The following is a 24,710-nucleotide window of genomic DNA, read 5'->3' as shown; positions in this document are numbered from 1 at the left end:
ATAAGGGAGAAAAGTTGATTTTTTATTTCTAAAAACTGTATATTGAAGAGGAATATTCCTATATAAGTAAAGGAGGGCTATAAATGAAACTAATGGAACAACAACTACATGAGTTAGGTGGTTTGCGCGTACATATTATTCCGACTGATAAATATAAAACGAATACCTTTGTATTTCGTTTTAAAGCGCCTTTAAATGAGGAGACGGTGACAGAGCGTGCTCTATTGCCATACGTATTGCAAAGTGCGACAGAAAAATTACCTTCTGTAATTCGTCTTCGTCAATATTTAGAAGAATTATACGGGTCTTCTTTAGCGGTAGATGTAAGTAAAAAAGGGGAAGACCATATTATCTCCATTTATGTAGACATTGCAAATGAAGTTTATTTACATGATGCACCACCGTTATTTGAAAAAGCGCTTTCTATGTTGTCTGATATTGTGTTACATCCAGCAACGGAGGGGAACGGTTTCCTATCTTCTATCGTAGAAAGTGAAAAAAGAGCACTGTTACAGAGAATTGAAGCTACTTATGATGATAAAATGCGTTATGCAAACGAGCGTTTAATTGAAGAAATGTGCAAAGTAGAACCGTATCGTTTAAGTGCAAATGGAAAGAAAGAGAGTGTTACGTCTATTACAAATGAAAGTCTGTATCAATATTATCAAAAGGTGTTAGCGGAAGATGAAATGGATCTATATATTATTGGTGATATTTCAGAAAACGCCGTTGATCTTGTAAGTAAATATTTTTCTATTTCAGCTCGTCCAGTGAGAGAAAGAAATGTACTCCTTCATAGACGAAATAATGAAGAAAAAGAAGTTGTTGAAAAACAAGAATTAAAACAAAGTAAATTACACATCGGTTATCGTACATTTGTCACATATAAAGATGAAGATTATTTTGCATTGCAATTGTTCAATGGATTGTTTGGTGGTTTTTCTCATTCGAAGTTATTCGTAAATGTGCGTGAAAAAAATAGTTTAGCGTACTATGCAGCATCGCGCTTTGAAAGTCATAAAGGTTTATTATTTGTTATGTCAGGAATCGAAGCGAAAAATTATGAAAAAGCAGTTGAGATTATTAAAGAACAAATGCTGGCGATGCAAAACGGAGAGTTTTCTGAAGAAGAAATACATCAAACAAAAAGTGTCATCCAAAATCAAATATTAGAGGCGATTGATACACCGCGTGGATTTGTAGAAATGCTATATCATGGTATTATTTCAGATCGTACACGTCCAGTTGAAGAATGGCTTACAGGTATAGAAAGTGTGACAAAAGAAGAAATTGTAAAAGTTGCTAAAAATATTGAACTAGATACAATTTACTTGTTACAAGGAACGGAGGGAGAATAAATGGAGAAAATTGTTTATGAGCAATTAAAAGAAACACTCTATTATGAAAAACTTCCTAATGGATTAGATGTATATGTTTTACCGAAACAAGGATTTAATAAAACATTTGCGACGTTTACGACGAAATATGGTTCAGTAGATAATACATTTGTACCATTAGGGAAAGAAGAAATGATTCGTGTGCCTGATGGGATTGCGCATTTTCTTGAGCATAAATTATTTGAAAAAGAAGATCACGATGCTTTCCAATTGTTTAGTAAACAAGGAGCATCGGCAAATGCTTTTACATCCTTCACACGAACAGCTTACCTTTTTTCATGTACTTCAAACGTAGAACAAAATTTAAATACATTGCTAAACTTCGTGCAAGAGCCTTATTTCTCTGAAAAAACAGTTGAAAAAGAGAAGGGAATTATTGGGCAAGAAATTCAAATGTATCAAGATAACCCAGATTGGCGTTTGTACTTTGGGTTAATTGATAGCTTGTTTGTAAAACACCCAATTAAAATTGATATTGCAGGGACAATCGAATCTATTAGTAAAATTACGAAAGATTTATTATATGAATGTTATGAAACATTTTATCATCCGAGCAATATGTTATTATTTGTTGTGGGTGCAATTGATCCAGAGAAAACAATGGATTTAGTACGTGAAAATCAAGCGAAAAAAGATTATAAAAATCAGCCAGAAATTGTGCGTTCATTTGAAGAGGAACCAAATGAGGTAAATGAAAAGAAAAAAATTATTTCAATGCCTGTGCAAACACCGAAATGTTTAGTTGGTATTAAAGCAACTAATTTAAAAGAAAAAGGGCAAGCGCTTTTAAAACAAGAAATTGCGCTTACGTTACTTTTAGATTATTTATTTGGAAAAAGTTCTGTTCATTACGAAGCTTTATATAATGAAGGGCTTATTGATGATTCATTCTCGTATGACTATACAGAAGAAAATAACTTCGGTTTTGCAATGGTTGGCGGTGATACGAAACAACCTGATGAATTGGCAGATCGTTTAAAAGATATTTTATTAAAAACAGATTATGATCAATTAGATGCGGCGGCATTAGAGCGAGTGAAGAAAAAGAAAATTGGTGGTTTTTTACGCTCGTTGAATTCACCAGAATATATTGCAAATCAATTTACACGATATGCGTTTAATGAATCTAGTCTATTTGAGGCATTGACTGTATTAGAAGGCCTAACCGTTCAAGACTTACAAGAAGTGGCAAAATTATTGTTGTCAGAAGAAAAAATGAGTGTTTGTCAGGTGTTACCGAAAAAATAACATTTTAAAGATACCCTCATCTTATCATTGAAAAATTGTAAGGTGAGGGTATTATTTAGTTGTGTGAAAATTGAACTTGTAGAGATAAGAGAGGGAATTTATGAAAAAGTATGCGTTAGTAACTGGAGGGAGCGGAGGGATTGGCTCTGCTATTTCGGAACAATTAATTCAAGATGGATATACAGTTTATGTTCATTACAATAACAGTGAAGGAAAGGTATTGGAATTGCAGAAAGCATGGGGGGAAGTTATCCCTGTTCAAGCGAATTTGGCTTCTAGTGATGGAGCAGAGCGATTGTGGAGGCAAATTGAACATCCTATTGATGTTATCGTATACGCAGCTGGGAAGAGTATTTTTGGACTAGTAACAGATGTAACAAACGATGAATTGAATTATATGGTAGAACTTCAAGTGAAGAACGTATATAAATTACTTTCAATGGCACTTCCGTCTATGATCGGGAGGAGAAGCGGTAATATTGTAATTGTTTCATCTATATGGGGACAAATAGGGGCTTCTTGTGAAGTGCTTTATTCAATGGTAAAAGGGGCGCAAAATTCATATGTGAAAGCTCTAGCGAAAGAAGTTTCTTTAAGTGGATTACGTGTGAATGCAGTAGCACCAGGAGCAATTGAAACGGAAATGTTAAGTGTTTTTTCTGAAGAAGATAAAATGGGAATTGCTGAAGATATACCATTAGGTAGAATAGGGTTACCAGAAGAGGTAGCGAAAACAGTTTCATTCCTCGTATCACCAGGAGCATCTTACATAACTGGACAAATCATCGGAGTGAATGGCGGTTGGCACTGCTAAAAATTTCTTACATAAAAAATGAACAGTTGCACAAATTAAGCATGATTTTATTACTCAATAGTGAGGTGCTTAATTATGTCAGTATTAGAAAATTTTGATCAGTGGAAGAGCTTTTTAGGAGATCGTTTAGAGCAAGCGCAAGGAAAAGGTTTAGATGGCGGTGCAGTATCAGATATGGCATTTCGTGTTGGCGACTACCTTGCTAATGAAGTAGAAGGACGCAATGACCAAGAGAAATTATTAGCTGAGCTTTGGAAAGTTGCTGATGAACAGGAGCAACATACAATTGCAAACTTAATGGTTAAGTTTGTACAACATAAGTAAAAGTAGAGAGGAGAATCTCCTCTCTACTTTTTTTGTATAATAATTACACAGGATAGATTATACATTTAGCTTCCCTATTAAGGTGAAATCATATAATATAGTACGTAGGTGTAAAGTAAGCAAGGGGAGTGATCTTGGATGATTGAATGGTATTTTGAATATGAAATACATAAAAACCGACCTGGCTTGCTTGGTGACGTTTCTTCGTTAATCGGTATGCTCGGCATTAATATTGTCACAATTAATGGTGTAGATAATGCACGACGTGGGTTACTTCTTATGTGTGATAATCAAGAGCAAATCTCTAGACTTGAATCAATTTTAAATACGATGGATAACATAACGGTAACGAAATATCGTCCGCCCAAGCTAAGAGATAAGCTAGCGGTTAGGCATGGTAGGTACATACAACGAGATGCAGATGATAAGAAAACATTTCGATTTGTGCGTGATGAATTAGGCTTACTGGTAGACTTTATGGCAGAAATTATGAAAAAAGAAGGCCATAAACTAATTGGGATACGCGGAATGCCTCGTGTCGGAAAAACAGAATCCATTGTTGCTGCAAGTGTTTGTGCAAATAAAAGGTGGTTATTTGTATCATCTACTCTTATTAAGCAAACTGTTCGTAGTCAATTAATTGAAGATGAGTATAGCGATGACAATATTTTCATCCTAGATGGAATTGTGTCAACGAAGCGTGCCAACGAAAGACATTGGCAGCTCGTTCGTGAAATTATGAGATTGCCTGCAACGAAAGTTGTGGAACATCCTGATGTATTTGTGAGTCAGTCAGAATACACATTGGATGATTTTGATTATATTATCGAGTTGCGTAATGATTATGATGAAGAAATTCAATATAATTTAGTAGATGAAATTGAGCAAGGTACGCAAAATAATTTCTCTATGTTTGACTTTTAAAGAAATATTGAGGTGTTAGTAGTGACGGAATTGGGACAAAAGCTGAAAGAAGCAAGAGAAGCGAAAGGCTTGTCTATTGATCAGCTGCATGAGATTACAAAAATTCAAAAACGCCATCTAGTGGCAATTGAGGAAGGCAATTATGATGTATTGCCAGGAGCTTTTTATGCGCGTGCATTCATTAAACAATACGCAGATGCGGTTGGATTAAATGGAGAGGAACTACTTGTAGAACATCAGAGTACGATACCACAATCTGAAAAGCGTGAAGTTCCACAAGTATCAACGGGACAAAAGACACAAGAAACAATGCAAAAATCTTCATCATGGCCAGTTGCAGATCACATGCCGAAAATCTTAGTTGCGCTGTTAGTAATTGCAGCTGGAGTGGTAATCTGGTTTGTGTTTCAAGCGTTAACTGGAAAAGATGATGAAAAAGTTCCGAGTGCTCAAAGTGAGAAAATTGAAGTTCAAAAAGCGAAAGATTCTCCGCTAGATACGAAGAAAGATGAAGCGAAAGCGGAAGAGCCAAAAAAAGAGGAACCAAAGAAAGAAGAACCAAAGAAAGAAGAGCAACCAGCACCACCAACGGGACAGCAAGAAGTGAAAGTAGTTGGAACAACTGGTAAGGTATCTACTTTGGAAATTCATAATAATAAAACGTTAGAATTGGAAATTTCAGCGAAGGGTGCAAGTTATGTAGATGTTAAGGATGATGCGGGTAACGAAATTCTAAACACTACAGTACAAAGCGGTCAAACAGAAAAACGCGATGTATCAACATTAAAAGAAGTACGACTTAATATTGGAAGTGCACCGAATGTTGAAATTAAACTGAATGGCCAAGTGCTTGCTTTCCCGTTAGATCCACAAAAAGAATATCACCAAAGATTGGTGATTAAAAACCAAGGGATAGAGCAACCTGCACAATAACAGTCATCGCTTCGATGACTTTTTTTCGATGAACAAATGTTTTTGATATGATGGAGGAATAGCTGTGAATTTACCAAATAAAATTACAATATCTAGAATCTTCTTAATTCCAATTTTTATGGTAATTATGTTAGCGCCCTTTGATTGGGGTTCATACAAAATTGGTGATGTTGATTTGCCAATTCAACATTTAGTAGGGGCGCTTATCTTTATCATTGCTTCAGCTACAGATTGGATTGATGGACATTACGCAAGAAAGTATAATCTTGTAACGAATTTAGGGAAGTTTCTTGACCCGTTAGCTGATAAATTACTTGTTTCGGCAGCACTTATTACATTGGTAGAGATGCAATATGTACCGGCTTGGATTGTTATTGTAATTATCAGTCGTGAGTTTGCTGTAACAGGTTTACGTCTTGTACTTGCTGGAACAGGGGAAGTAGTTGCGGCAAATCAGCTAGGGAAAATTAAGACATGGACACAAATTATTGCGATTGCAGCATATTTATTACACGATGTACCTTTAAATTTAATCCATATTCCAGTTGCTGATATCTTCATATGGATTGCATTAATCTTTACTGTTATTTCAGGATGGGATTATTTCTGGAAAAATAGAGCTGCTTTTGTAAACTCAAAATAGAAGTTTATGGGGGAATTGGGATGAATGCTGAGATTATTGCGGTTGGAACTGAATTATTACTTGGACAAATTGCAAATACAAATGCCCAGTTTTTATCTGAAAAGTTAGCTTCAATCGGAATTAACGTGTACTATCATACTGTTGTGGGTGATAATAATAAGCGACTGCAAAAGGCGATTGAAGCTGCGGAAGAACGTGCTGATATACTTATTTTTACAGGTGGATTAGGACCGACAAAAGATGATTTAACGAAAGAAACGATAGCTGCTAGTTTAGATGAAGAGCTTGTGTATGATGAAAAGGCATTAGCCTTAATAAGTAATTACTTTAAGCGTACAGGCCGTGAATTTACGGAGAATAATAAAAAGCAAGCGCTCGTTTTAAATGGAGCAACAGTATTTGCAAATGACCATGGTATGGCGCCGGGTATGGGGGTAAATAAGAACGGAAAAGTCTATATTTTATTACCAGGGCCGCCAAAAGAAATGAAACCAATGTATGTAAGTTACGTAGAGCCTTTTTTACGTAATTTTACAACAGGAGAAAACATTTATTCACGTGTGCTTCGTTTCTTCGGTATTGGGGAGTCCCAATTAGAGGTGAAAGTTCAAGATTTAATTGATGGACAAACAAACCCAACAATTGCCCCGCTAGCAAATGATGGAGAAGTGACATTACGTTTAACCGCTAAGCATCAAAATGTTAGCGAAGCGGAGAAACTAATTCAACATGTGGAAGATTTGATTTTAGAAAGAGTAGGAGAATTTTTCTACGGATATGACCAAGAATTTTTGCATTATAAGGCAATTGAGTTATTGAAGAGAAAAGGGTTAACTTTAGCATGTGCAGAAAGTTTAACAGGTGGTCTTTTTGGAAATCAAGTAACTGAAAATGCTGGTGTTTCTTCTGTATTTAAGGGCGGTGTCATTTGTTATCATAATGATGTGAAGCAACATGTTTTACGTGTGCCTGAAGAGGTGTTGCATACTGATGGTGCAGTTAGTAAGGAATGTGCTCGTTATCTTGCTGAAAATGTTAAGGATTTATTAAAAGCGGATATCGGAATTAGTTTCACTGGGGTAGCAGGGCCAGATGCTTCAGAACAGAAAGAGCCAGGAACAGTATTTGTTGGATTAGCGATTAAAGGTGAACAAACTGCAGTCTTTCCTCTTAATTTAAGTGGAAGTCGTCAACAAATTAGAGAACGATCAGCAAAATATGGATTTTATCATTTATATAAAAAGCTAGAAGAGATATAAGTTTCTTCTAGCTTTTTTTATAGTTAAATTCCGTATTTGTGTGATGGAAAATAAAAAAATCGAATAAATGTTCGATTTTTATTGGCAAATTGAATTGAAAATAGGTATAATAAGATTAGCAATTCAGTTAAGGAGGAATTTTGAATGAGTGATCGTCAAGCGGCATTAGATATGGCGTTAAAACAAATAGAGAAGCAATTCGGTAAAGGTTCAATTATGAAATTAGGAGAACAAGCGGAACGTAGAATTTCTACAATTTCAAGTGGTTCTTTAGCACTTGATGTGGCGCTAGGGGTAGGCGGATACCCACGTGGCCGTATTATCGAAATTTACGGACCTGAAAGTTCAGGTAAAACGACAGTTTCATTACATGCAATTGCAGAAGTACAACGTCAAGGCGGACAAGCAGCATTCATCGATGCGGAGCACGCAATGGATCCTGTATATGCACAAAAATTAGGTGTTAACATAGATGAATTACTATTATCACAGCCTGATACAGGGGAGCAAGGATTAGAAATCGCGGAAGCTCTTGTGCGAAGTGGTGCGGTTGACATTATCGTAATTGACTCTGTAGCAGCTCTTGTACCGAAAGCAGAGATTGAAGGCGACATGGGTGACTCACACGTAGGTTTACAAGCACGTTTAATGTCACAAGCACTTCGTAAGCTTTCAGGAGCAATCAACAAATCAAAAACAATTGCAATCTTTATTAACCAAATTCGTGAAAAAGTTGGGGTTATGTTTGGGAACCCAGAAACAACTCCAGGTGGTCGTGCGTTGAAATTCTATTCAACTGTCCGTCTTGAAGTGCGTCGTGCGGAGCAATTAAAGCAAGGTAACGACATCGTTGGTAATAAAACAAAAGTAAAAGTAGTGAAAAATAAAGTAGCGCCACCATTCCGTGTTGCTGAAGTTGATATTATGTACGGAGAAGGTATTTCAAGAGAAGGTGAAATCTTGGATATGGCTTCTGAGCTTGATATCGTTCAAAAGAGCGGTGCTTGGTATTCTTATAATGAAGAACGTTTAGGACAAGGTCGTGAAAATTCGAAGCAATTCTTAAAAGAGAATACGGACTTAAGAGAGGAAATTGCCTTCTTTGTTCGTGATCATCACGGAATTGGTGAAGATTCTGGTGTGGAAGACACGGAAGATTCAACTCTTCAAGATTAAAAAATAAAAGACACGGGTCCCGTGTCTTTTATTTTTTTACCTTCTATTAAAGGGGTATTTATCGTAGTGGCTAAAATATTTTTTTGACTCAAATGGGATGTGTAAAGAGGAATATTCATGCGTTTTAAGGGAATAAAATGGTATTTACTAAGGTTTTCCAGGATAATATGCTATCAATTTTTCAAATTCAGATAACATTCAGGACTGAAGGTAAAGAAAGTAAAAGTAGACAACGCTTGACAATGAAAATTACGATAGATACAATGAGAATGTATATTTTTTCTTATATACGATATACTCTTCTCAAGAAGAGAAGTAATATTCGGAGTAAGGTTTAAAACTTACCGAAATAATAATATGACATTTTAATTGTGAAATGAAGAAAGTCCCTTAAAAAAGCGGGACGACGGTCTTTGCTGTATATTGTAATTTAATGTACATGCCGACAGTCTTTTTTCATTCATAGCAAGGGGAGGTGAAATCATGAGTAGTACAGTTTGGATACTCATCTCCATTTTGCTTGCAACAACAGTCGGTGCAGTTGTTGGCTTTTTTGTTCGAAAGTCTATTGCTGAAGCGAAGATTAATGGTGCGGCTAATGAAGCGAAACGTATTCTAGACGAAGCGAATCGTGAGGCTGAAGCACTTAAGAAAGAAGCGCTTTTAGAAGCAAAGGATGAAATTCATACACTTCGTACAGAAGCTGAATTAGAAATTCGTGACCGTAGAAGCGAATTACAAAAACAAGAAAATCGTTTAATGCAAAAAGAAGAGAACCTTGATCGTAAAGACGAAACGCTCGATAAACGCGAGCAGCAGTTAGAGAAGAAAGAGGATTCTCTTGTAGCGAGACAACAACAGATTGAAGAGTTGGAAAGCAAAGTGGGAGAGTTAGTTCAAAAGCAACAAACAGAATTAGAGCGCATTTCCAATCTGACACGCGAACAAGCGAAAGCAATTATTCTTGGTAAAGTAGAAAATGAAGTTTCTCATGAAATCGCTGTTATGGTAAAAGAAAGTGAAGTTCGCGCGAAAGAAGAAGCGGATAAGAAAGCAAAAGAGATTTTATCTCTTGCAATGCAAAGATGTGCAGCTGATCATGTTGCTGAAACAACCGTTTCGGTTGTAAATCTTCCAAATGACGAAATGAAGGGACGTATTATCGGGCGTGAAGGTCGTAATATTCGTACGTTAGAAACGTTAACGGGTATTGACTTAATTATCGATGATACACCAGAGGCGGTAATCCTTTCTGGATTCGATCCAATTCGTCGTGAAACAGCTCGTATCGCTCTTGATAAACTAGTACAGGACGGACGTATTCACCCAGCGCGTATTGAAGAGATGGTCGAAAAATCAAGACGTGAAGTGGACGAGTATATTCGCGAAGTCGGAGAGCAAACAACGTTTGAAGTGGGTGTTCACGGATTACACCCAGATTTAATTAAAATTTTAGGTCGTTTAAAATACCGTACAAGTTATGGACAAAACGTCTTAAAACACTCTATGGAAGTTGCATATTTAACTGGACTTATGGCAGCAGAGCTTGGCGAGGATGAAAAACTAGCAAGACGTGCTGGTCTATTACATGATATCGGAAAAGCGATTGACCATGAAGTAGAAGGTAGCCACGTTGAAATTGGTGTTGAACTCGCAACGAAATATAAAGAGCATCCTGTGGTTATAAACAGTATCGCATCTCACCATGGTGACACAGAACCAACTTCTATCATTGCAGTTTTAGTTGCAGCAGCAGATGCTTTATCAGCTGCAAGACCGGGAGCTCGTAGTGAAACGCTTGAAAACTACATTCGTCGTCTTGAAAAGTTAGAAGAGATTTCAGAGTCTTATGAAGGCGTTGAAAAATCATTTGCAATTCAAGCAGGACGTGAAGTTCGTATTTTGGTAAAACCAGATACAATCGATGATTTAGAAGCTCATCGTTTAGCTCGTGATATCCGAAAACGTATTGAAAATGAACTGGATTATCCAGGACATATTAAAGTAACTGTTATTCGTGAAACACGTGCAGTGGAATACGCAAAATAAAGTGGTGAAACACCACTTTATTTTTTTGTGTTGGAATTGGATAAAATAAAGACAGTTAGTTATATAGCGTAAAAGTGAAACAAACTTATAATAAACATATTATAAGGAATTTCCTTAATGCTATAGCAATAAAAAATGCAGTACATAGAAAGGGTAAGACATATGAGAATATTATTTGTTGGGGATGTAGTAGGATCTCCTGGTAGAGGTATGATTCAACAATACGTACCGGCATTAAAGAAAAAATATACACCTACAGTAACAATCATTAATGGAGAAAACGCAGCAGGTGGCCGTGGGATTACAGAAAAAATATATCGAAACTTTTTAGAGTGTGGGGCGCAAGCAGTTACACTTGGAAACCATGCTTGGGATAATCGTGAAGTATTTGAATTCATCGATGATGCAAAATATCTTGCAAGACCAGCTAACTTCCCAGAAGGAACTCCAGGAAAAGGACTTATCTTTGTGAACTGTAATGGAACAGAAGTTGCAGTCATTAACTTACAGGGACGTACTTTCCTTCCTCCGATTGATTGTCCATTCCGTAAAGTGGATGAATTAATTAATATCGCGAAAAAACGTACGAATATTATCTTTGTTGATTTCCATGCGGAGACTACAAGTGAAAAACAAGCGCTAGGTTGGTATGTAGATGGACGTGCTACAGCAGTAGTAGGTACGCATACGCATGTCCCTACAGCGGATAACCGTATTTTACCAAGTGGAACGGCATATATTACAGATGTTGGGATGACAGGGCCATATGATGGAATATTAGGTATGGACCGAGAAGCGGTATTGAAGAAGTTTTTAACGAACTTACCGGTACGATTTGAAGTAACAAATGGTAGAACGCAATTAAGTGCAGTGTTAATTGATGTGGATCCAAATACAGGAAAAGCAAAGAAAATTGAGCGCATTTTAATTAATGACGATCAACCATTTTTTGAGTAAATCAACGTTAAATTTTAGATAAGTTATTATATTTTAATTTTTTAGAAAAATTACGAAAATTTAGCAGGAATACGCGCCATTCCTCGTGAATATAAGTTAAAGTGAAATAATTGCTAATACTTTTTAAAGAAACGAGGAGGAAACGCGGAATGGAAATATTAAAAGTTAAAGCAACGTCGGTCCCTAATTCTGTAGCTGGTGCACTTGCAGGTGTTATTCGCGAACGCGGAACAGCAGAAATTCAAGCTATTGGTGCAGGTGCATTGAACCAAGCGGTAAAGGCAGTAGCAATCGCAAGAGGATTTGTAGCGCCTAGTGGTTTGGACCTGATTTGTATCCCAGCGTTTACAGATATTATGATTGATGGCGAAGAGCGTACAGCAATAAAATTAATTGTAGAACCTCGTTAAGTTTAAACAGCCTGTTTGCAGTATGCAAACAGGTTGTTTTTATAATGGAGGAATGAAAATGAAAATTTTTGATGCTCATTGTGATGTGCTCTTTCAGTTATGGAGTGCGCAGGGAAAAAGGAATTTTAAAAACGATCCGCAATTACATATTACATTTGAACAGTTAAAGGAAAGAAAAGGAAGTGTACAATGTTTTGCTATATATGTGCCAGAAACGGTGCTATATGAAAAACGATTTGAAGTGGCATTACAAATGGTAGATATTTTTTATAATGAAATTTTATCATTACCGGGTGTGAAGTTTATTCAGACAAAAGATGATATTAACATGTTAAAACAGGACGAGATTGGAGCGCTGTTAACATTAGAAGGTTGCGAAGCAATTGGAAAGGATGCAATGAAATTACGGCTGTTTTATCGATTGGGAGTGCGTTCCTTTGGGCTGACATGGAACTATGCCAATTTATTAGCTGACGGTGCGCTAGAGACGCGTGGAGCGGGTTTAACAACCTTTGGGAAACATATTGTACAAGAACTGAATATGTTACATTTATGGACCGACGTGTCTCACTTGAATGAAAGAAGCTTTTGGGATGTTATAGAAATGGCTAAAAACCCAATTGCATCTCATTCAAATTGCTATAAATTGTGTCAACATCCACGTAATTTAAATGATGAACAAATTAGAGCACTCATAAAGAAAAATAGCGTGATTGGAGTTACTTTTGTACCGCAATTTTTAACGAGCGAAAGACAGGCGAATATAACAGATATAGTAAGACATATTGAATATATTTGTTCCTTAGGTGGAGAAAAGAATATAGGCTTTGGTTCAGACTTTGATGGGATTTTGGAGACGGTTGTAGATTTAACTGCATATAGAGAGTATGAAAATGTAGTTAATGAGCTTTACAAACACTATGATGCATCTATGGTCGAACGATTTTTATACGATAATTTTGTTGAACATATAAGTTTTTGAGTTTTTGTTTTAAAGATTCAGAAAAATTAAAATAAATTCATTTGATATTATTGATTTTTTTAAGACCTAATACTAGAATGAAAAACAAAATAGCTTTATACTAAAGATTCAGGGAAATCAGAAGAGGCATAATTTGCGTCCGTTGTAGTTTATTTGCATAAAAAATGCTAAACTATTACTGTAAAAAAATACACTACAATGAATGCAGCCAAAAGGGGTGTAGGAGATGATTAGTCAACTTTCATGGAAAGTTGGAGGCCAACAAGGTGAAGGAATTGAAAGTACAGGAGAAATCTTCTGTATTGCATTAAACCGATTAGGATATTACCTATACGGTTACCGCCACTTCTCATCACGTATAAAAGGCGGCCATACAAATAATAAAATTCGTGTAAGTACAACAGAAGTACGAGCGATCTCAGATGATTTAGATATTTTAATTGCTTTTGACCAAGAAACAATTGATTTTAACTTCCACGAACTACGTCCAGGTGGAATTGTAGTTGCGGATGCGAAATTTAATCCAACAATACCTGATAATACAGATGTAAATCTATATGTGATACCGTTTACAGATATTGCTTCAGAATTAGGCACATCATTAATGAAAAACATGGTTGCTGTTGGAGCATCAAGTGCGGTATTAGGATTAGACGAAACAGCTTATTTAGATGTTGTTGAAGAAATCTTTGGTCGTAAAGGAGAGCAAGTCGTTCAAAAGAATATGGACGCAATTAAACGCGGCTCTCAATATATGAAAGAATTACTAGGTGAGAAAGTAAACATGATGCAGCTTGAAAAAGCTGATGGTAAAAAACGCATGTTTATGATTGGAAACGATGCAATCGCATTTGGTGCGGTAGCTGGTGGTGCTCGTTTTATGTCAGCATACCCAATCACACCTGCATCAGAAATTATGGAATACTTAATTAAAAAATTACCGAAAGTCGGCGGAACAGTAATCCAAACTGAGGATGAAATCGCAGCTTGTACAATGGCAATCGGTGCAAACTATGCTGGTGTTCGTACATTAACAGCGTCTGCTGGTCCTGGTCTGTCTTTAATGATGGAAGCGATTGGTTTAGCGGGTATTACAGAAACACCATTAGTAATTGTTGATACACAACGTGGTGGTCCAAGTACGGGATTACCAACGAAACAAGAGCAGTCTGATTTAATGGCGATGATTTACGGTACGCATGGTGAGATTCCAAAAATCGTAATGGCACCAAGTACAGTTGAAGAAGCTTTCTATGATATTGTAGAAGCGTTTAACTTAGCTGAAGAATATCAAGTTCCTGTTATCTTCTTAACAGATTTACAGCTTTCTTTAGGGAAACAAACTGTAGAACCACTTAAGTTAGATAAAGTGGAAATTCGCCGTGGTAAGCTTGATTTAGACATAGAAATACCAGAACGTGAGAATAAAGCATACTTCAAGCGTTATGAAGTAACAGAAGATGGCGTTTCACCACGTGTTTTACCTGGTATGAAAAATGGTATTCACCATGTTACAGGTGTAGAACATGATGAAATGGGTAAACCTTCTGAATCAGCAATAAACCGTAAAGATCAAATGGACAAACGTTTCCGTAAAATGGAGAACTTGAAGTTTAATACCCCTGTTTATAAAAATGTTAAGCATGACGAAGCAGACGTATTGCTTGTTGGATTTAATTCAACTCGTGGTGCGATCGAAGAGGCAATGGAGCGTTTAGAACAAAAGGGTATGAAAGTAAACCATGCTCATGTGCGCTTAATTCACCCGTTCCCTACAGCTGAAATCGATCCACTTGTGAAAAATGCGAAGCGCGTTGTAGTTGTAGAAAACAATGCAACAGGTCAGCTTGCTAACATTATGAAAATGAATCTTGGTAATGGTGAGAAAATTTCTAGTCTTTTAAAATATGATGGAAACCCATTCTTGCCAAAAGAGATTTACAACGAATGCAAAAAAGGGGTTGTACTAAATGGCAACATTTAAGGACTTTCGTAACAGTGTAAAACCAAACTGGTGCCCAGGTTGCGGAGACTTCTCGGTGCAAGCTGCAATTCAACGTGCGGCAGCTAACGTTGGCTTAAACCCAGATGAACTTGCTGTTATTTCTGGTATCGGCTGTTCAGGTCGTATTTCAGGTTATATTAATTCGTATGGTTTGCATAGTATTCATGGTCGTGCCCTTCCAATTGCACAAGGTGTGAAAATGGCAAATCGTGATTTAACAGTTATCGCATCAGGTGGTGACGGTGATGGATTTGCAATCGGTATGGGACATACAATCCATTCTATTCGTCGTAATATCGACATTACGTACATCGTAATGGATAACCAAATTTACGGATTAACAAAAGGGCAAACTTCACCACGTAGTGAAGCTGGATTTAAAACGAAAAGTACACCACAAGGTTCAATTGAACCGTCACTAAATGTTATGGAAATGGCTTTAACAGCTGGTGCAACATTTGTGGCGCAAAGCTTTTCAAGTGATTTAAAAGAATTAACACAAATTATTGAAGCTGGTATTAACCATAAAGGATTTTCATTAATTAACGTATTCAGCCCATGTGTTACTTACAATAAAGTAAATACTTACGATTGGTTTAAAGAGAATTTAACGAAACTAAGTACAGTAGAGGGATATGATCCGTCTAATCGCATGATGGCTATGCAAACGTTAATGGAAAATAACGGATTAGTAACAGGTTTAATTTATCAAAATACTAAGCAACCATCATATCAAGAACTTGTTAAAGGCTATAGTGAAGAGCCTTTAGTGAAATCTGATTTAAATATGGATCAGAAAATGTTTGATGAGCTTGTTGCTGAATTTATGTAATGTAAGAAGAGGAGGTTGCCGATTTGGTAACCTTTTTTTATGTGCAAAAAATATAGGGTAGTTTTATTTACTTAGAAAATTCAGAATGGTAAAATAATATGTAAATCGTTGTATGAAAATGGCAAGTTCATTGCTTATGAAATGTAAGATAATAAAGGGCCTCTGGATTGTTAAAATTGGCGAAACACGTCATACTATGGTAATGTTTATAGGGATAAAGCAATATGCTTTTGGGTAGGACAACAAGAAATGATAAAAAGGGAATGTCTATTTGCGTGGGGAAGACTTCATTCTTATGAATGATTAGATTGATTACTCAAGTTTCAAAGGACAAGTTATCTCCAAGCTATCTAACCATTTTTGAGGTGAGTCTAAGCGCATTAAAATGGACTATAGAGTGTGTATAGTTAAGGGTGAAAGGAGATTACCGATGAACGAGCAACAACGATTAGCAAGTCAACAAGCAAATTCCTCTACGAAAAAAGAAGAGAAAGATTATAGTAAATACTTTGAAAGTGTATATCAACCACCTTCCTTAAAGGATGCGAAAAAGCGAGGGAAAGAAGAAGTTAAAATTGAACGGGATTTTGGCTTACCTGAAGAGTTTCGCAATTTTGGTACAGGAAGAAAGTTCTATATTCGTACATATGGTTGTCAAATGAATGAGCATGATACGGAAGTAATGGCAGGTATTTTCACAACGCTTGGATATGAACCAACTTTTTCAACTGAGGATGCAGATGTAGTTTTATTAAATACTTGTGCGATTCGTGAAAATGCTGAAAATAAAGTGTTTGGTGAACTAGGCCATTTAAAGTCACTAAAACGAAGAAATCCGGACCTTTTAATTGGTGTATGTGGTTGTATGTCTCAAGAAGAATCTGTTGTAAATAAAATTATGCAAAAAAATCAGCATGTAGATATGGTATTTGGAACGCATAATATTCATAGATTACCGTACATTCTAAAAGATGCGATGTTCTCGAAAGAGACGGTAGTTGAAGTATGGTCAAAGGAAGGCGACGTAATTGAAAACCTTCCGAAAGTACGTCGTGGTGATATTAAAGCTTGGGTAAATATTATGTATGGCTGTGATAAGTTCTGTACGTATTGTATTGTACCGTATACACGCGGAAAAGAGCGAAGTAGACGTCCAGAAGATATTATCCAAGAGATTCGTCATTTAGCTGCAAATGGTTATAAAGAAATTACGTTACTTGGACAAAACGTAAATGCATATGGTAAAGACTTTGAAGATATAGAATACGGTCTTGGCGATTTAATGGACGAACTTCGTAAAGTTGATATTGCCCGTATTCGTTTTACAACGAGCCATCCACGTGATTTCGATGATCACTTAATTGAAGTGCTTGGCAAAGGTGGCAACCTAGTAGAACATATCCATTTACCAGTTCAATCTGGAAGTACAGATATGTTGAAAATTATGGCGCGTAAATATTCACGTGAGCATTATTTAGAACTTGTAAGAAAAATTAAAGAAGCAATTCCAGATGCAGTATTAACAACAGATATTATCGTTGGTTTCCCAAATGAAACAGATGAGCAATTTGAAGAAACGATGTCGTTATATCGTGAAGTAGGATTTGATACTGCCTTTACATTTATTTATTCTCCTCGCGAAGGTACACCAGCTGCAAAAATGAAAGATAATGTACCGATGGAAGTAAAGAAAGAACGTCTTCAACGCTTAAATACACTAGTAAATACGTTGGCAATTGAAAAGAATAGTCGTTATAAAGGTCAAATTGTAGAAGTGTTAGTTGATGGGGAAAGTAAAAATAATCCGGAAGTACTTGCAGGTTATACTCGTACGAATAAACTTGTAAACTTCGTCGCTTCAAAATCTTTAATTGGTCAGCTTGTGAAAGTAAAAGTAACGGAAGCAAAAACTTGGTCTCTTAACGGGGAATTAGTTGAAGAGCCGATTGAGGTGAAATAATAGATGAAAGTATATTCGAAAGATGACATTGTTGAACAAGCGAAAGAATTAGCAAAAATGATTTCTGAAACAGAAGAAGTTGATTTTTTTAAGAAAGCAGAGGCGCAAATTCATAAAAATGAAAATGTAAAGCGCGCAATCGATGAAATTAAAGCACTGCAAAAACAAGCAGTAAACTTGCAGCATTACGGGAAGTGGGAAGCTTTAAAAAAGGTAGAAGCTGAAATTGATGCATTGCAAGATAAGTTAGACAGTATTCCAGTCGTACAAGAATTTAAATCTTCACAAACATACGTAAATGACTTATTACAGTTAGTTGCTAGTACAATTTCTAACAACGTAACAGATGAAATATTAATTTCAACTGGTGGCGATGTACTTAAGGGTGAAACTGGCGCAGCGGTAGAAAGTAAAAAAGGAAATTGTGGTTGTTAAAGAGATGTCATATTGACATCTCTTTTTTTTAGTTGATTAAACGTAAGTTCTTCTCAAAAAAAGAATGACACATTCCGCTATTGTCACGCATATGATTAAGTGAATAGTGATTGAGGAGGGTTACGAATGTCCGAATTTAGAGAGATTATTACAAAAGCAGTGGTTGGAAAAGGACGTAAGTATACAAAGTCAACGCATACATGTGAATCGAATAATGAACCAACAAGTATTTTAGGGTGCTGGGTAATTAACCACTCGTACGAAGCAAGAAAGAATGGGAAGCATGTGGAAATTGAAGGTTTCTATGATGTGAACACTTGGTATTCATTTGATGGAAATACAAAGACTGAAGTTGTAACAGAACGTGTGAACTACACGGACGAAGTAAGCATTGGTTATCGTGATAAAAACTTTTCTGGTGACGATTTAGAAATTATTGCTCGTGTTATTCAGCCACCAAATTGTTTAGAAGCGCTTGTATCACCAAACGGTAATAAAATTGTTGTAACTGTAGAACGTGAATTTGTAACAGAAGTAGTTGGAGAAACGAAAATTTGTGTAAGTGTAAATCCTGAAGGCTGCGTAGAATCAGATGATGATTTCCAAATTGCTGATGATGAATTTGAAGAATTAGATCCGAACTTTATCGTTGATGCAGAAGAAGAGTAATAGAAAGCTAGGGAGAAGTTCTTCCTAGCTTTTTACTTTATATAAGTGGCGCTGAATGAACATGATTCTTTATGAAATATGTTATAATGAAGAAAGACTCCTGAAATAGGAGATATGGATGTCCGTGAAATGTGACATATATGAAAATTGATTACTATGTAAGAATTATGGAGGAAAAGTATGACGCAATATACCCCTATGATACAGCAATATTTAAAGGTTAAGGCAGACTATCAAGATGCCTTTTTATTTTTCCGATTAGGCGATTTTTATGAAATGTTCTTTGAAGATGCCGTTAAAGCAGCTCATGAGCTTGAAATTACATTAACGAGCCGAGATGGTGGTAGTAGTGATCGTATACCGATGTGCGGTGTACCGCATCATGCAGCTAAAAACTATATTGAACAACTTGTTGAAAAAGGATATAAAGTAGCTGTTTGTGAGCAAGTGGAAGATCCAAAAACAGCTAAAGGTGTAGTGCGCCGTGAAGTAGTACAACTAATTACGCCAGGAACGATGATGGAAGGGCGTACGATTGATGAGAAAGAAAATAACTTTTTAGCCGCATTAACACATTTTGAAGATGGATCATATGCATTAGCTTGTAATGATTTAACGACTGGACAAAATACAGTAACGTTGTTAACAGGTTCAGTAGAAGATATTTTATTAGAAGTGTATGCAACTGGTTCGAAAGAAATTGTTGTAGATTCTTCATTTTCTAAAGATGAATTAAATAAATTAACTGAAACGTTAAAAATGACAATCTCATATGAAGATGCAACGGCAATTCCTGAAGGATTAGAACATCTTGTGAAAAATGTTTCGCAAGCAAAGTTAATTAAAGCAATTGGACGCTTATTTAACTATGTGATAAGAACGCAAAAACGTTCATTAGATCATTTACAACCTGTAGAAATTTATTATACGAATCAATTTATGAAAATTGATGTGCATTCAAAGCGAAATTTAGAGCTGACAGAAACACTTCGAACGAAAGAAAAAACAGGATCATTATTATGGCTATTGGATAAAACAAAAACAGCTATGGGTGGTCGTATGTTAAAACAGTGGATGGAACGTCCACTTATTCAGAAAGAAAAAGTTGAAGAGCGTTTAGAAATGGTTGAAACATTTGTAAATGATTACTTCTTACGTGAAGATTTAAAAGAAAAATTAAAAGAAGTATATGATTTAGAACGTTTAGCAGGAAAAGTTGCATTTGGTAATGTCAATGCAAGGGACTTATTACAGTTAAGACGATCTTTACTTCAAGTACCAGCTATTTTAGAAGCGATTAGTTTGTTAGATAATGCTTATGCAGCAAGGTTAATTCAAGGGGCGGATCCATGTGAGAGCTTAACTGAATTACTAGGAAGAAGTATTCAAGAAAACCCACCGCTTTCTATTAAAGATGGAGATATTATTAAAGACGGTTATAATGACAAGCTTGATCAATATCGTTACGTTAGTAAAAACGGAAAAACGTGGATCGCTGAGCTTGAAAAACGAGAGCGTGATATTACAGGAGTTAAATCGTTAAAAATCGGGTACAACCGTATTTTCGGCTACTACATTGAAGTGACGAAGGCGAATCTTGCAGCACTTCCAGAAGGCCGCTACGAACGAAAACAAACGCTTGCTAATGCTGAACGTTTCATTACAGATGAACTGAAAGAAAAAGAAACGTTAATTTTAGAAGCAGAAGAAAAAATTGTACAACTAGAATACGATTTATTTACAGCGCTTCGTGAAGAAGTAAAAGTATTTATTCCGAAATTACAACATTTAGCGAAAGTAATTAGTGAATTAGACGTACTGCAAAGTTTTGCGACAGTTAGTGAAGAAGAACAGTTTGTAAAACCTGTACTAACAACGAAGCGTGAAATCTTTATTAAAGATGGTCGTCATCCTGTCGTTGAAAAAGTATTGAACGGGAAATTGTATGTACCGAATGATTGTATTATGCCAGAGAAGATGGATGTCTTTTTAATTACAGGACCGAACATGTCTGGTAAAAGTACGTATATGAGACAGTTAGCACTTGTAACGGTTATGTCACAAATTGGTTGTTTCGTACCAGCAACAGAAGCAGTATTACCTGTATTTGACCAAATCTTTACGAGAATTGGTGCAGCAGATGATTTAATTTCAGGTCAAAGTACATTTATGGTCGAAATGTTAGAAGCGAAAAATGCAATTGCAAACGCATCAGAAAGAAGTTTAATTTTATTCGATGAAATTGGACGCGGTACATCTACGTATGATGGCATGGCACTTGCACAAGCGATCATTGAACATATTCATGACCAAATTGGTGCAAAAACGTTATTCTCTACGCATTATCACGAATTGACTGTGTTAGAAGAGAGTTTAAATCAACTGAAAAATGTACACGTTTCAGCAATTGAAGAGAATGGAAAAGTAGTATTCCTTCATAAAATTCAAGATGGAGCAGCTGATAAAAGTTACGGAATTCACGTTGCGCAACTTGCAGAGCTTCCAGATAGCTTAATTGCCCGCGCGAAAGAAGTGTTAGCACAACTAGAAGGACAGGAAGAAATTATTATTCCAAAGCGTGTAGAAGTAAAGGTACAAGAAGTTGTTCCAGAACCTGTAGTTGTAAAAGAAGAACCGGCAGAAATACAAGAAAAGAAAGAAGAGACTGAAGAAGAGTCACAACTATCTTTCTTTGGAGGAGACCAATCTTCAAAAAAACAAGACAAGCCTGTGCTTGATCAAAAAGAAAGCGCAGTACTTGCACAAATTAAAAAAATCGATTTACTTGATATGACACCTTTAGAAGCGATGAACGAATTGTATCGCTTACAGAAGAAGTTAAAGAAAGGATGAGTAAGTAGATGGGGAAAATTCGCAAACTCGATGACCAACTCTCTAATTTAATTGCGGCAGGGGAAGTAGTAGAGCGCCCTGCCTCAGTCGTAAAAGAACTTGTGGAAAATTCTATCGATGCGAATAGTACATCTATTGAAATCCACTTAGAAGAAGCTGGGTTATCGAAAATTCGTATCATTGATAACGGTGATGGTATTGCAGAAGAAGACTGTATCGTCGCTTTTGAACGCCATGCGACGAGTAAAATTAAAGATGAAAACGATCTGTTTCGTATAAGAACACTCGGTTTCCGCGGTGAGGCATTGCCGAGTATTGCCTCTGTTAGTGAATTAGAATTAATTACTAGCACAGGTGATGCGCCTGGTACACACCTCATCATTAAAGGTGGAGACATTATAAAGCAAGAGAAAACTGCGAGCCGAAAAGGAACAGATATTACAGTACAAAACTTATTCTTTAATACACCAGCGCGTCTTAAATATATGAAAACCATTCATACGGAGCTCGGGAATATTACAGATATCGTGTATCGTATTGCAATGTCACATCCAGAAGTATCGTTAAAACTGTTTCATAATGAAAAGAAATTGCTTCATACATCAGGTAACGGTGATGTAAGACAAGTACTTGCATCGATTTACAGTATTCAAGTTGCGAAGAAGCTTGTTCCAATTGAAGCGGAATCTTTAGACTTTACAATTAAAGGCTATGTAACATTACCAGAAGTAACGAGAGCATCTCGTAATTATATGTCAACGATCGTAAATGGTCGTTACGTTCGAAACTTTGTACTAATGAAAGCAATTCAGCAAGGATACCATACATTACTGCCAGTCGGCCGGTATCCAATTGGCTTCTTATCGATTGAAATGGATCCAATGCTAGTTGACGTTAACGTACATCCAGCGAAGTTAGAGGTTCGTTTTAGTAAAGAACAAGAATTGCTAAAGCTGATCGAAGAAACATTGCAAGCTGCATTTAAAAAAATACAGCTCATTCCAGATGCAGGCGTAACAACGAAGAAAAAAGAAAAAGACGAAAGTGTGCAAGAACAGTTCCAGTTTGAGCATGCGAAGCCGAAAGAACCATCCATGCCGGACATCGTTTTACCAACTGGCATGGATGAAAAACAAGAAGAACCGCTGCCTGTGAAACAGCCAGCACAACTGTGGCAACCGCCGAAACAAGAATGGCAACCACCACAGTCGCTCATAAGAGAAGAACAAGGTTGGCAGCCATCTACTAGACCGATAATTGAAGAACCAATTCGAGAAGAGAAATCGTGGGACAGTAATGAAGAGGACTTTGAACTAGAGGAATTAGAAGAAGAAGTTCGGGAAATAAAAGAGATTGAAATGAATGGGAATGACTTACCACCGCTTTATCCAATTGGACAAATGCACGGAACATATATTTTCGCTCAAAATGATAAAGGCTTATATATGATTGACCAGCATGCCGCGCAGGAACGTATTAATTATGAATACTTCCGTGATAAAGTAGGAAGAGTAGCGCAAGAAGTACAAGAGTTACTTGTACCGTACCGTATTGATCTATCTCTTACTGAATTTTTACGTGTCGAAGAGCAGTTAGAAGAACTAAAAAAAGTCGGGCTATTTTTAGAACAATTCGGCCATCAATCCTTTATCGTCCGCTCGCATCCAACGTGGTTCCCGAAAGGACAAGAAACAGAAATTATCGATGAAATGATGGAGCAAGTCGTTAAACTAAAAAAAGTTGATATTAAAAAGTTACGTGAAGAAGCAGCCATCATGATGAGCTGTAAAGCATCCATTAAAGCAAATCAATATTTAACGAACGATCAAATATTTGCCTTACTGGAAGAACTACGTACAACAACAAACCCGTACACATGCCCGCACGGAAGACCAATTCTTGTGCATCATTCTACTTATGAGTTGGAGAAGATGTTTAAGAGGGTTATGTAGGGTGAATAAAATTACATTTCAAAAGGGAGCAACATTTACTGTTGCTCCCTTTTAATATGTAGATTTAATTGTTAAACGAAAATATGGTGGAGTAACTTTGCAGTTTATTTCTTGGCTGCGTTAGCTTAAATTTATCTATGTATAAAAAAGCGCTGTATACAGCACTTTTTAAAAGGTGCATGAATTGTATAATAAAGATTTCTACATTACTAACCAAATAACTATACATGGCTAATCGTTATAAGGATCTATACAATTATTTATTTTTATTATTATTAATTTTTTCAGTGTATAGAACTTGTTCTTTATAGTGCTTCTTAATTGGAAAGTTATGTGTACCTGTCCCGTTCTTGAATTTTTTATCAATGGGGTTCTTTAGAGGAACTGTTGTAGTTTCAGTAAATTCATATGGGTAATTTATTTTAGATTTATCTTCAAACATGAAAATGCCTCCTTTTAGGATCTCCTAAATTCTTTACTATAACATGATATGCATATAGATTTTTTTTGGACTAGTTATTTATATAGGTTAATGGAATTTAATTACATAACCACTGAAACATTTTAAAGGAAAACAATTTGAGAAGAAATGGTAAGAATAGCTGTTAGCTCCTATTGTTGTTTTTTTGTTTGACAGCACAGTGAATTATGCATATAAATTCAATATAGATTGTTTTTATAATATGGTTTATATAGGGTTTTCCTGATAATATAATGTGGGATATTATAGTGTTATTAGGTTATTAGGAACATTTAATGCTGTTTCATAACTGAAAGGAAATTGAAAAAAAACTGAAACTTTTCTCATAAAAATTCAATCTAACTTGAAAAATGAAAGGAAAATGAAATTTTCCAAAAGATATTCTTTGTTAAGATAAAAAGCATACA

Annotated in this window: 21 protein-coding genes; 20 read left to right on the top strand and 1 reads right to left on the bottom strand. The window is 36.1% G+C overall.

Features of this window, described 5'->3' with window-relative positions:
- The first annotated feature begins 83 nt into the window (after positions 1–83).
- The 20 genes from yfmF (at position 84) to mutL (ending at position 23,822) form a co-directional block, all read left to right on the top strand.
- A complete protein-coding gene (gene yfmF, locus MR170_RS04495; RefSeq protein WP_242307371.1) occupies positions 84–1,358 on the top strand; it encodes an EF-P 5-aminopentanol modification-associated protein YfmF in 1,275 nt (424 codons plus the stop codon).
- Positions 1,359–2,645 (top strand): EF-P 5-aminopentanol modification-associated protein YfmH, encoded by a 1,287-nt coding sequence (gene yfmH, locus MR170_RS04490; protein ID WP_043936384.1) that lies wholly within the window; start codon positions 1,359–1,361, stop codon positions 2,643–2,645.
- A 100-nt stretch (positions 2,646–2,745) separates the two neighbouring features.
- Positions 2,746–3,459 (top strand): elongation factor P 5-aminopentanone reductase, encoded by a 714-nt coding sequence (gene ymfI / locus MR170_RS04485; RefSeq protein WP_242307370.1) that lies wholly within the window; start codon positions 2,746–2,748, stop codon positions 3,457–3,459.
- Positions 3,460–3,534: 75 nt separating this feature from the next.
- A complete protein-coding gene (locus tag MR170_RS04480) occupies positions 3,535–3,783 on the top strand; it encodes a DUF3243 domain-containing protein (RefSeq protein WP_000114504.1) in 249 nt (82 codons plus the stop codon).
- Positions 3,784–3,921: 138 nt separating this feature from the next.
- The gene (locus MR170_RS04475; protein ID WP_000574107.1) at positions 3,922–4,707 is read left to right on the top strand and encodes a DUF3388 domain-containing protein; all 786 of its coding nucleotides are present in this window, start codon (positions 3,922–3,924) and stop codon (positions 4,705–4,707) included.
- A 21-nt stretch (positions 4,708–4,728) separates the two neighbouring features.
- Positions 4,729–5,640: a helix-turn-helix domain-containing protein gene (locus MR170_RS04470; RefSeq protein WP_242307367.1), complete on the top strand. Its 912-nt coding sequence runs from the start codon at positions 4,729–4,731 to the stop codon at positions 5,638–5,640.
- Positions 5,641–5,704: 64 nt separating this feature from the next.
- A complete protein-coding gene (gene pgsA, locus MR170_RS04465) occupies positions 5,705–6,283 on the top strand; it encodes a CDP-diacylglycerol--glycerol-3-phosphate 3-phosphatidyltransferase (protein WP_001052967.1) in 579 nt (192 codons plus the stop codon).
- 20 nt (positions 6,284–6,303) lie between these two features.
- Complete coding sequence (cinA, locus tag MR170_RS04460; RefSeq protein ID WP_016080551.1) at positions 6,304–7,542, top strand: competence/damage-inducible protein CinA; 1,239 nt, start codon at positions 6,304–6,306, stop codon at positions 7,540–7,542.
- Between the two features lie 144 nt (positions 7,543–7,686).
- The gene (gene recA, locus MR170_RS04455) at positions 7,687–8,718 is read left to right on the top strand and encodes a recombinase RecA (protein ID WP_001283854.1); all 1,032 of its coding nucleotides are present in this window, start codon (positions 7,687–7,689) and stop codon (positions 8,716–8,718) included.
- A gap of 483 nt (positions 8,719–9,201) precedes the next feature.
- A complete protein-coding gene (gene rny / locus MR170_RS04450) occupies positions 9,202–10,767 on the top strand; it encodes a ribonuclease Y (protein ID WP_000099769.1) in 1,566 nt (521 codons plus the stop codon).
- Between the two features lie 162 nt (positions 10,768–10,929).
- Positions 10,930–11,724 carry a TIGR00282 family metallophosphoesterase gene (locus MR170_RS04445; protein ID WP_001221095.1) on the top strand — a complete coding sequence of 265 codons (795 nt, stop codon included), beginning with the start codon at positions 10,930–10,932 and terminating at the stop codon, positions 11,722–11,724.
- Between the two features lie 149 nt (positions 11,725–11,873).
- Positions 11,874–12,134, top strand: coding sequence for a stage V sporulation protein SpoVS (spoVS, locus tag MR170_RS04440; protein ID WP_000404341.1), 261 nt, complete (start codon positions 11,874–11,876; stop codon positions 12,132–12,134).
- A 22-nt stretch (positions 12,135–12,156) separates the two neighbouring features.
- Positions 12,157–13,116 (top strand): dipeptidase, encoded by a 960-nt coding sequence (locus MR170_RS04435; RefSeq protein WP_242307366.1) that lies wholly within the window; start codon positions 12,157–12,159, stop codon positions 13,114–13,116.
- 226 nt (positions 13,117–13,342) lie between these two features.
- A complete protein-coding gene (locus MR170_RS04430; protein ID WP_242307361.1) occupies positions 13,343–15,100 on the top strand; it encodes a 2-oxoacid:acceptor oxidoreductase subunit alpha in 1,758 nt (585 codons plus the stop codon).
- Entirely contained in the window at positions 15,087–15,953 is an 867-nt protein-coding gene (locus MR170_RS04425; protein ID WP_029443104.1) for a 2-oxoacid:ferredoxin oxidoreductase subunit beta, read from the top strand. The genes MR170_RS04430 and MR170_RS04425 overlap by 14 nt, the downstream gene beginning before the upstream one ends.
- Positions 15,954–16,383: 430 nt before the next feature.
- On the top strand, positions 16,384–17,913 hold the full coding sequence (gene miaB, locus MR170_RS04420) for a tRNA (N6-isopentenyl adenosine(37)-C2)-methylthiotransferase MiaB (protein WP_001005391.1): 1,530 nt from the start codon (positions 16,384–16,386) through the stop codon (positions 17,911–17,913).
- Positions 17,914–17,916: 3 nt separating this feature from the next.
- Positions 17,917–18,348 (top strand): YlbF/YmcA family competence regulator, encoded by a 432-nt coding sequence (locus MR170_RS04415; RefSeq protein WP_000870460.1) that lies wholly within the window; start codon positions 17,917–17,919, stop codon positions 18,346–18,348.
- Between the two features lie 126 nt (positions 18,349–18,474).
- Positions 18,475–19,017 (top strand): outer spore coat protein CotE, encoded by a 543-nt coding sequence (gene cotE / locus MR170_RS04410; protein WP_001288799.1) that lies wholly within the window; start codon positions 18,475–18,477, stop codon positions 19,015–19,017.
- Between the two features lie 180 nt (positions 19,018–19,197).
- Positions 19,198–21,870, top strand: a complete 2,673-nt coding sequence (mutS, locus tag MR170_RS04405) for a DNA mismatch repair protein MutS (RefSeq protein ID WP_029443103.1) — start codon at positions 19,198–19,200, stop codon at positions 21,868–21,870.
- 8 nt (positions 21,871–21,878) lie between these two features.
- Positions 21,879–23,822, top strand: a complete 1,944-nt coding sequence (mutL, locus tag MR170_RS04400; protein ID WP_242307359.1) for a DNA mismatch repair endonuclease MutL — start codon at positions 21,879–21,881, stop codon at positions 23,820–23,822.
- A gap of 256 nt (positions 23,823–24,078) precedes the next feature.
- Here mutL and MR170_RS04395 read toward each other — a convergent pair whose 3' ends face one another.
- Positions 24,079–24,264, bottom strand: coding sequence for a hypothetical protein (locus MR170_RS04395; protein ID WP_000461138.1), 186 nt, complete (start codon positions 24,262–24,264; stop codon positions 24,079–24,081).
- Positions 24,265–24,710 lie beyond the last annotated feature (446 nt).

Origin of the sequence: Bacillus cereus group sp. BfR-BA-01524, from assembly GCF_022662595.1 — a bacterium.
Classification (GTDB): domain Bacteria; phylum Bacillota; class Bacilli; order Bacillales; family Bacillaceae_G; genus Bacillus_A; species Bacillus_A thuringiensis_S.
Note: the sequence above shows the minus strand (reverse complement) of the source record. Positions and strands in the feature narration are given on the sequence as shown.

What these genes read in the sequence shown, in the direction of transcription:
- yfmF (WP_242307371.1), top strand. Translation starts at nt 84, where the DNA reads ATGAAACTAATGGAACAACAACTACATGAGTTAGGTGGTTTGCGCGTA.
- yfmH (WP_043936384.1), top strand. Translation starts at nt 1,359, where the DNA reads ATGGAGAAAATTGTTTATGAGCAATTAAAAGAAACACTCTATTATGAA.
- ymfI (WP_242307370.1), top strand. Translation starts at nt 2,746, where the DNA reads ATGAAAAAGTATGCGTTAGTAACTGGAGGGAGCGGAGGGATTGGCTCT.
- MR170_RS04480 (WP_000114504.1), top strand. Translation starts at nt 3,535, where the DNA reads ATGTCAGTATTAGAAAATTTTGATCAGTGGAAGAGCTTTTTAGGAGAT.
- MR170_RS04475 (WP_000574107.1), top strand. Translation starts at nt 3,922, where the DNA reads ATGATTGAATGGTATTTTGAATATGAAATACATAAAAACCGACCTGGC.
- cinA (WP_016080551.1), top strand. Translation starts at nt 6,304, where the DNA reads ATGAATGCTGAGATTATTGCGGTTGGAACTGAATTATTACTTGGACAA.
- recA (WP_001283854.1), top strand. Translation starts at nt 7,687, where the DNA reads ATGAGTGATCGTCAAGCGGCATTAGATATGGCGTTAAAACAAATAGAG.
- rny (WP_000099769.1), top strand. Translation starts at nt 9,202, where the DNA reads ATGAGTAGTACAGTTTGGATACTCATCTCCATTTTGCTTGCAACAACA.
- MR170_RS04445 (WP_001221095.1), top strand. Translation starts at nt 10,930, where the DNA reads ATGAGAATATTATTTGTTGGGGATGTAGTAGGATCTCCTGGTAGAGGT.
- spoVS (WP_000404341.1), top strand. Translation starts at nt 11,874, where the DNA reads ATGGAAATATTAAAAGTTAAAGCAACGTCGGTCCCTAATTCTGTAGCT.
- MR170_RS04435 (WP_242307366.1), top strand. Translation starts at nt 12,157, where the DNA reads ATGCAAACAGGTTGTTTTTATAATGGAGGAATGAAAATGAAAATTTTT.
- MR170_RS04430 (WP_242307361.1), top strand. Translation starts at nt 13,343, where the DNA reads ATGATTAGTCAACTTTCATGGAAAGTTGGAGGCCAACAAGGTGAAGGA.
- MR170_RS04425 (WP_029443104.1), top strand. Translation starts at nt 15,087, where the DNA reads ATGGCAACATTTAAGGACTTTCGTAACAGTGTAAAACCAAACTGGTGC.
- miaB (WP_001005391.1), top strand. Translation starts at nt 16,384, where the DNA reads ATGAACGAGCAACAACGATTAGCAAGTCAACAAGCAAATTCCTCTACG.
- MR170_RS04415 (WP_000870460.1), top strand. Translation starts at nt 17,917, where the DNA reads ATGAAAGTATATTCGAAAGATGACATTGTTGAACAAGCGAAAGAATTA.
- cotE (WP_001288799.1), top strand. Translation starts at nt 18,475, where the DNA reads ATGTCCGAATTTAGAGAGATTATTACAAAAGCAGTGGTTGGAAAAGGA.
- mutS (WP_029443103.1), top strand. Translation starts at nt 19,198, where the DNA reads ATGACGCAATATACCCCTATGATACAGCAATATTTAAAGGTTAAGGCA.
- mutL (WP_242307359.1), top strand. Translation starts at nt 21,879, where the DNA reads ATGGGGAAAATTCGCAAACTCGATGACCAACTCTCTAATTTAATTGCG.
- MR170_RS04395 (WP_000461138.1), bottom strand. Translation starts at nt 24,264, where the DNA reads ATGTTTGAAGATAAATCTAAAATAAATTACCCATATGAATTTACTGAA.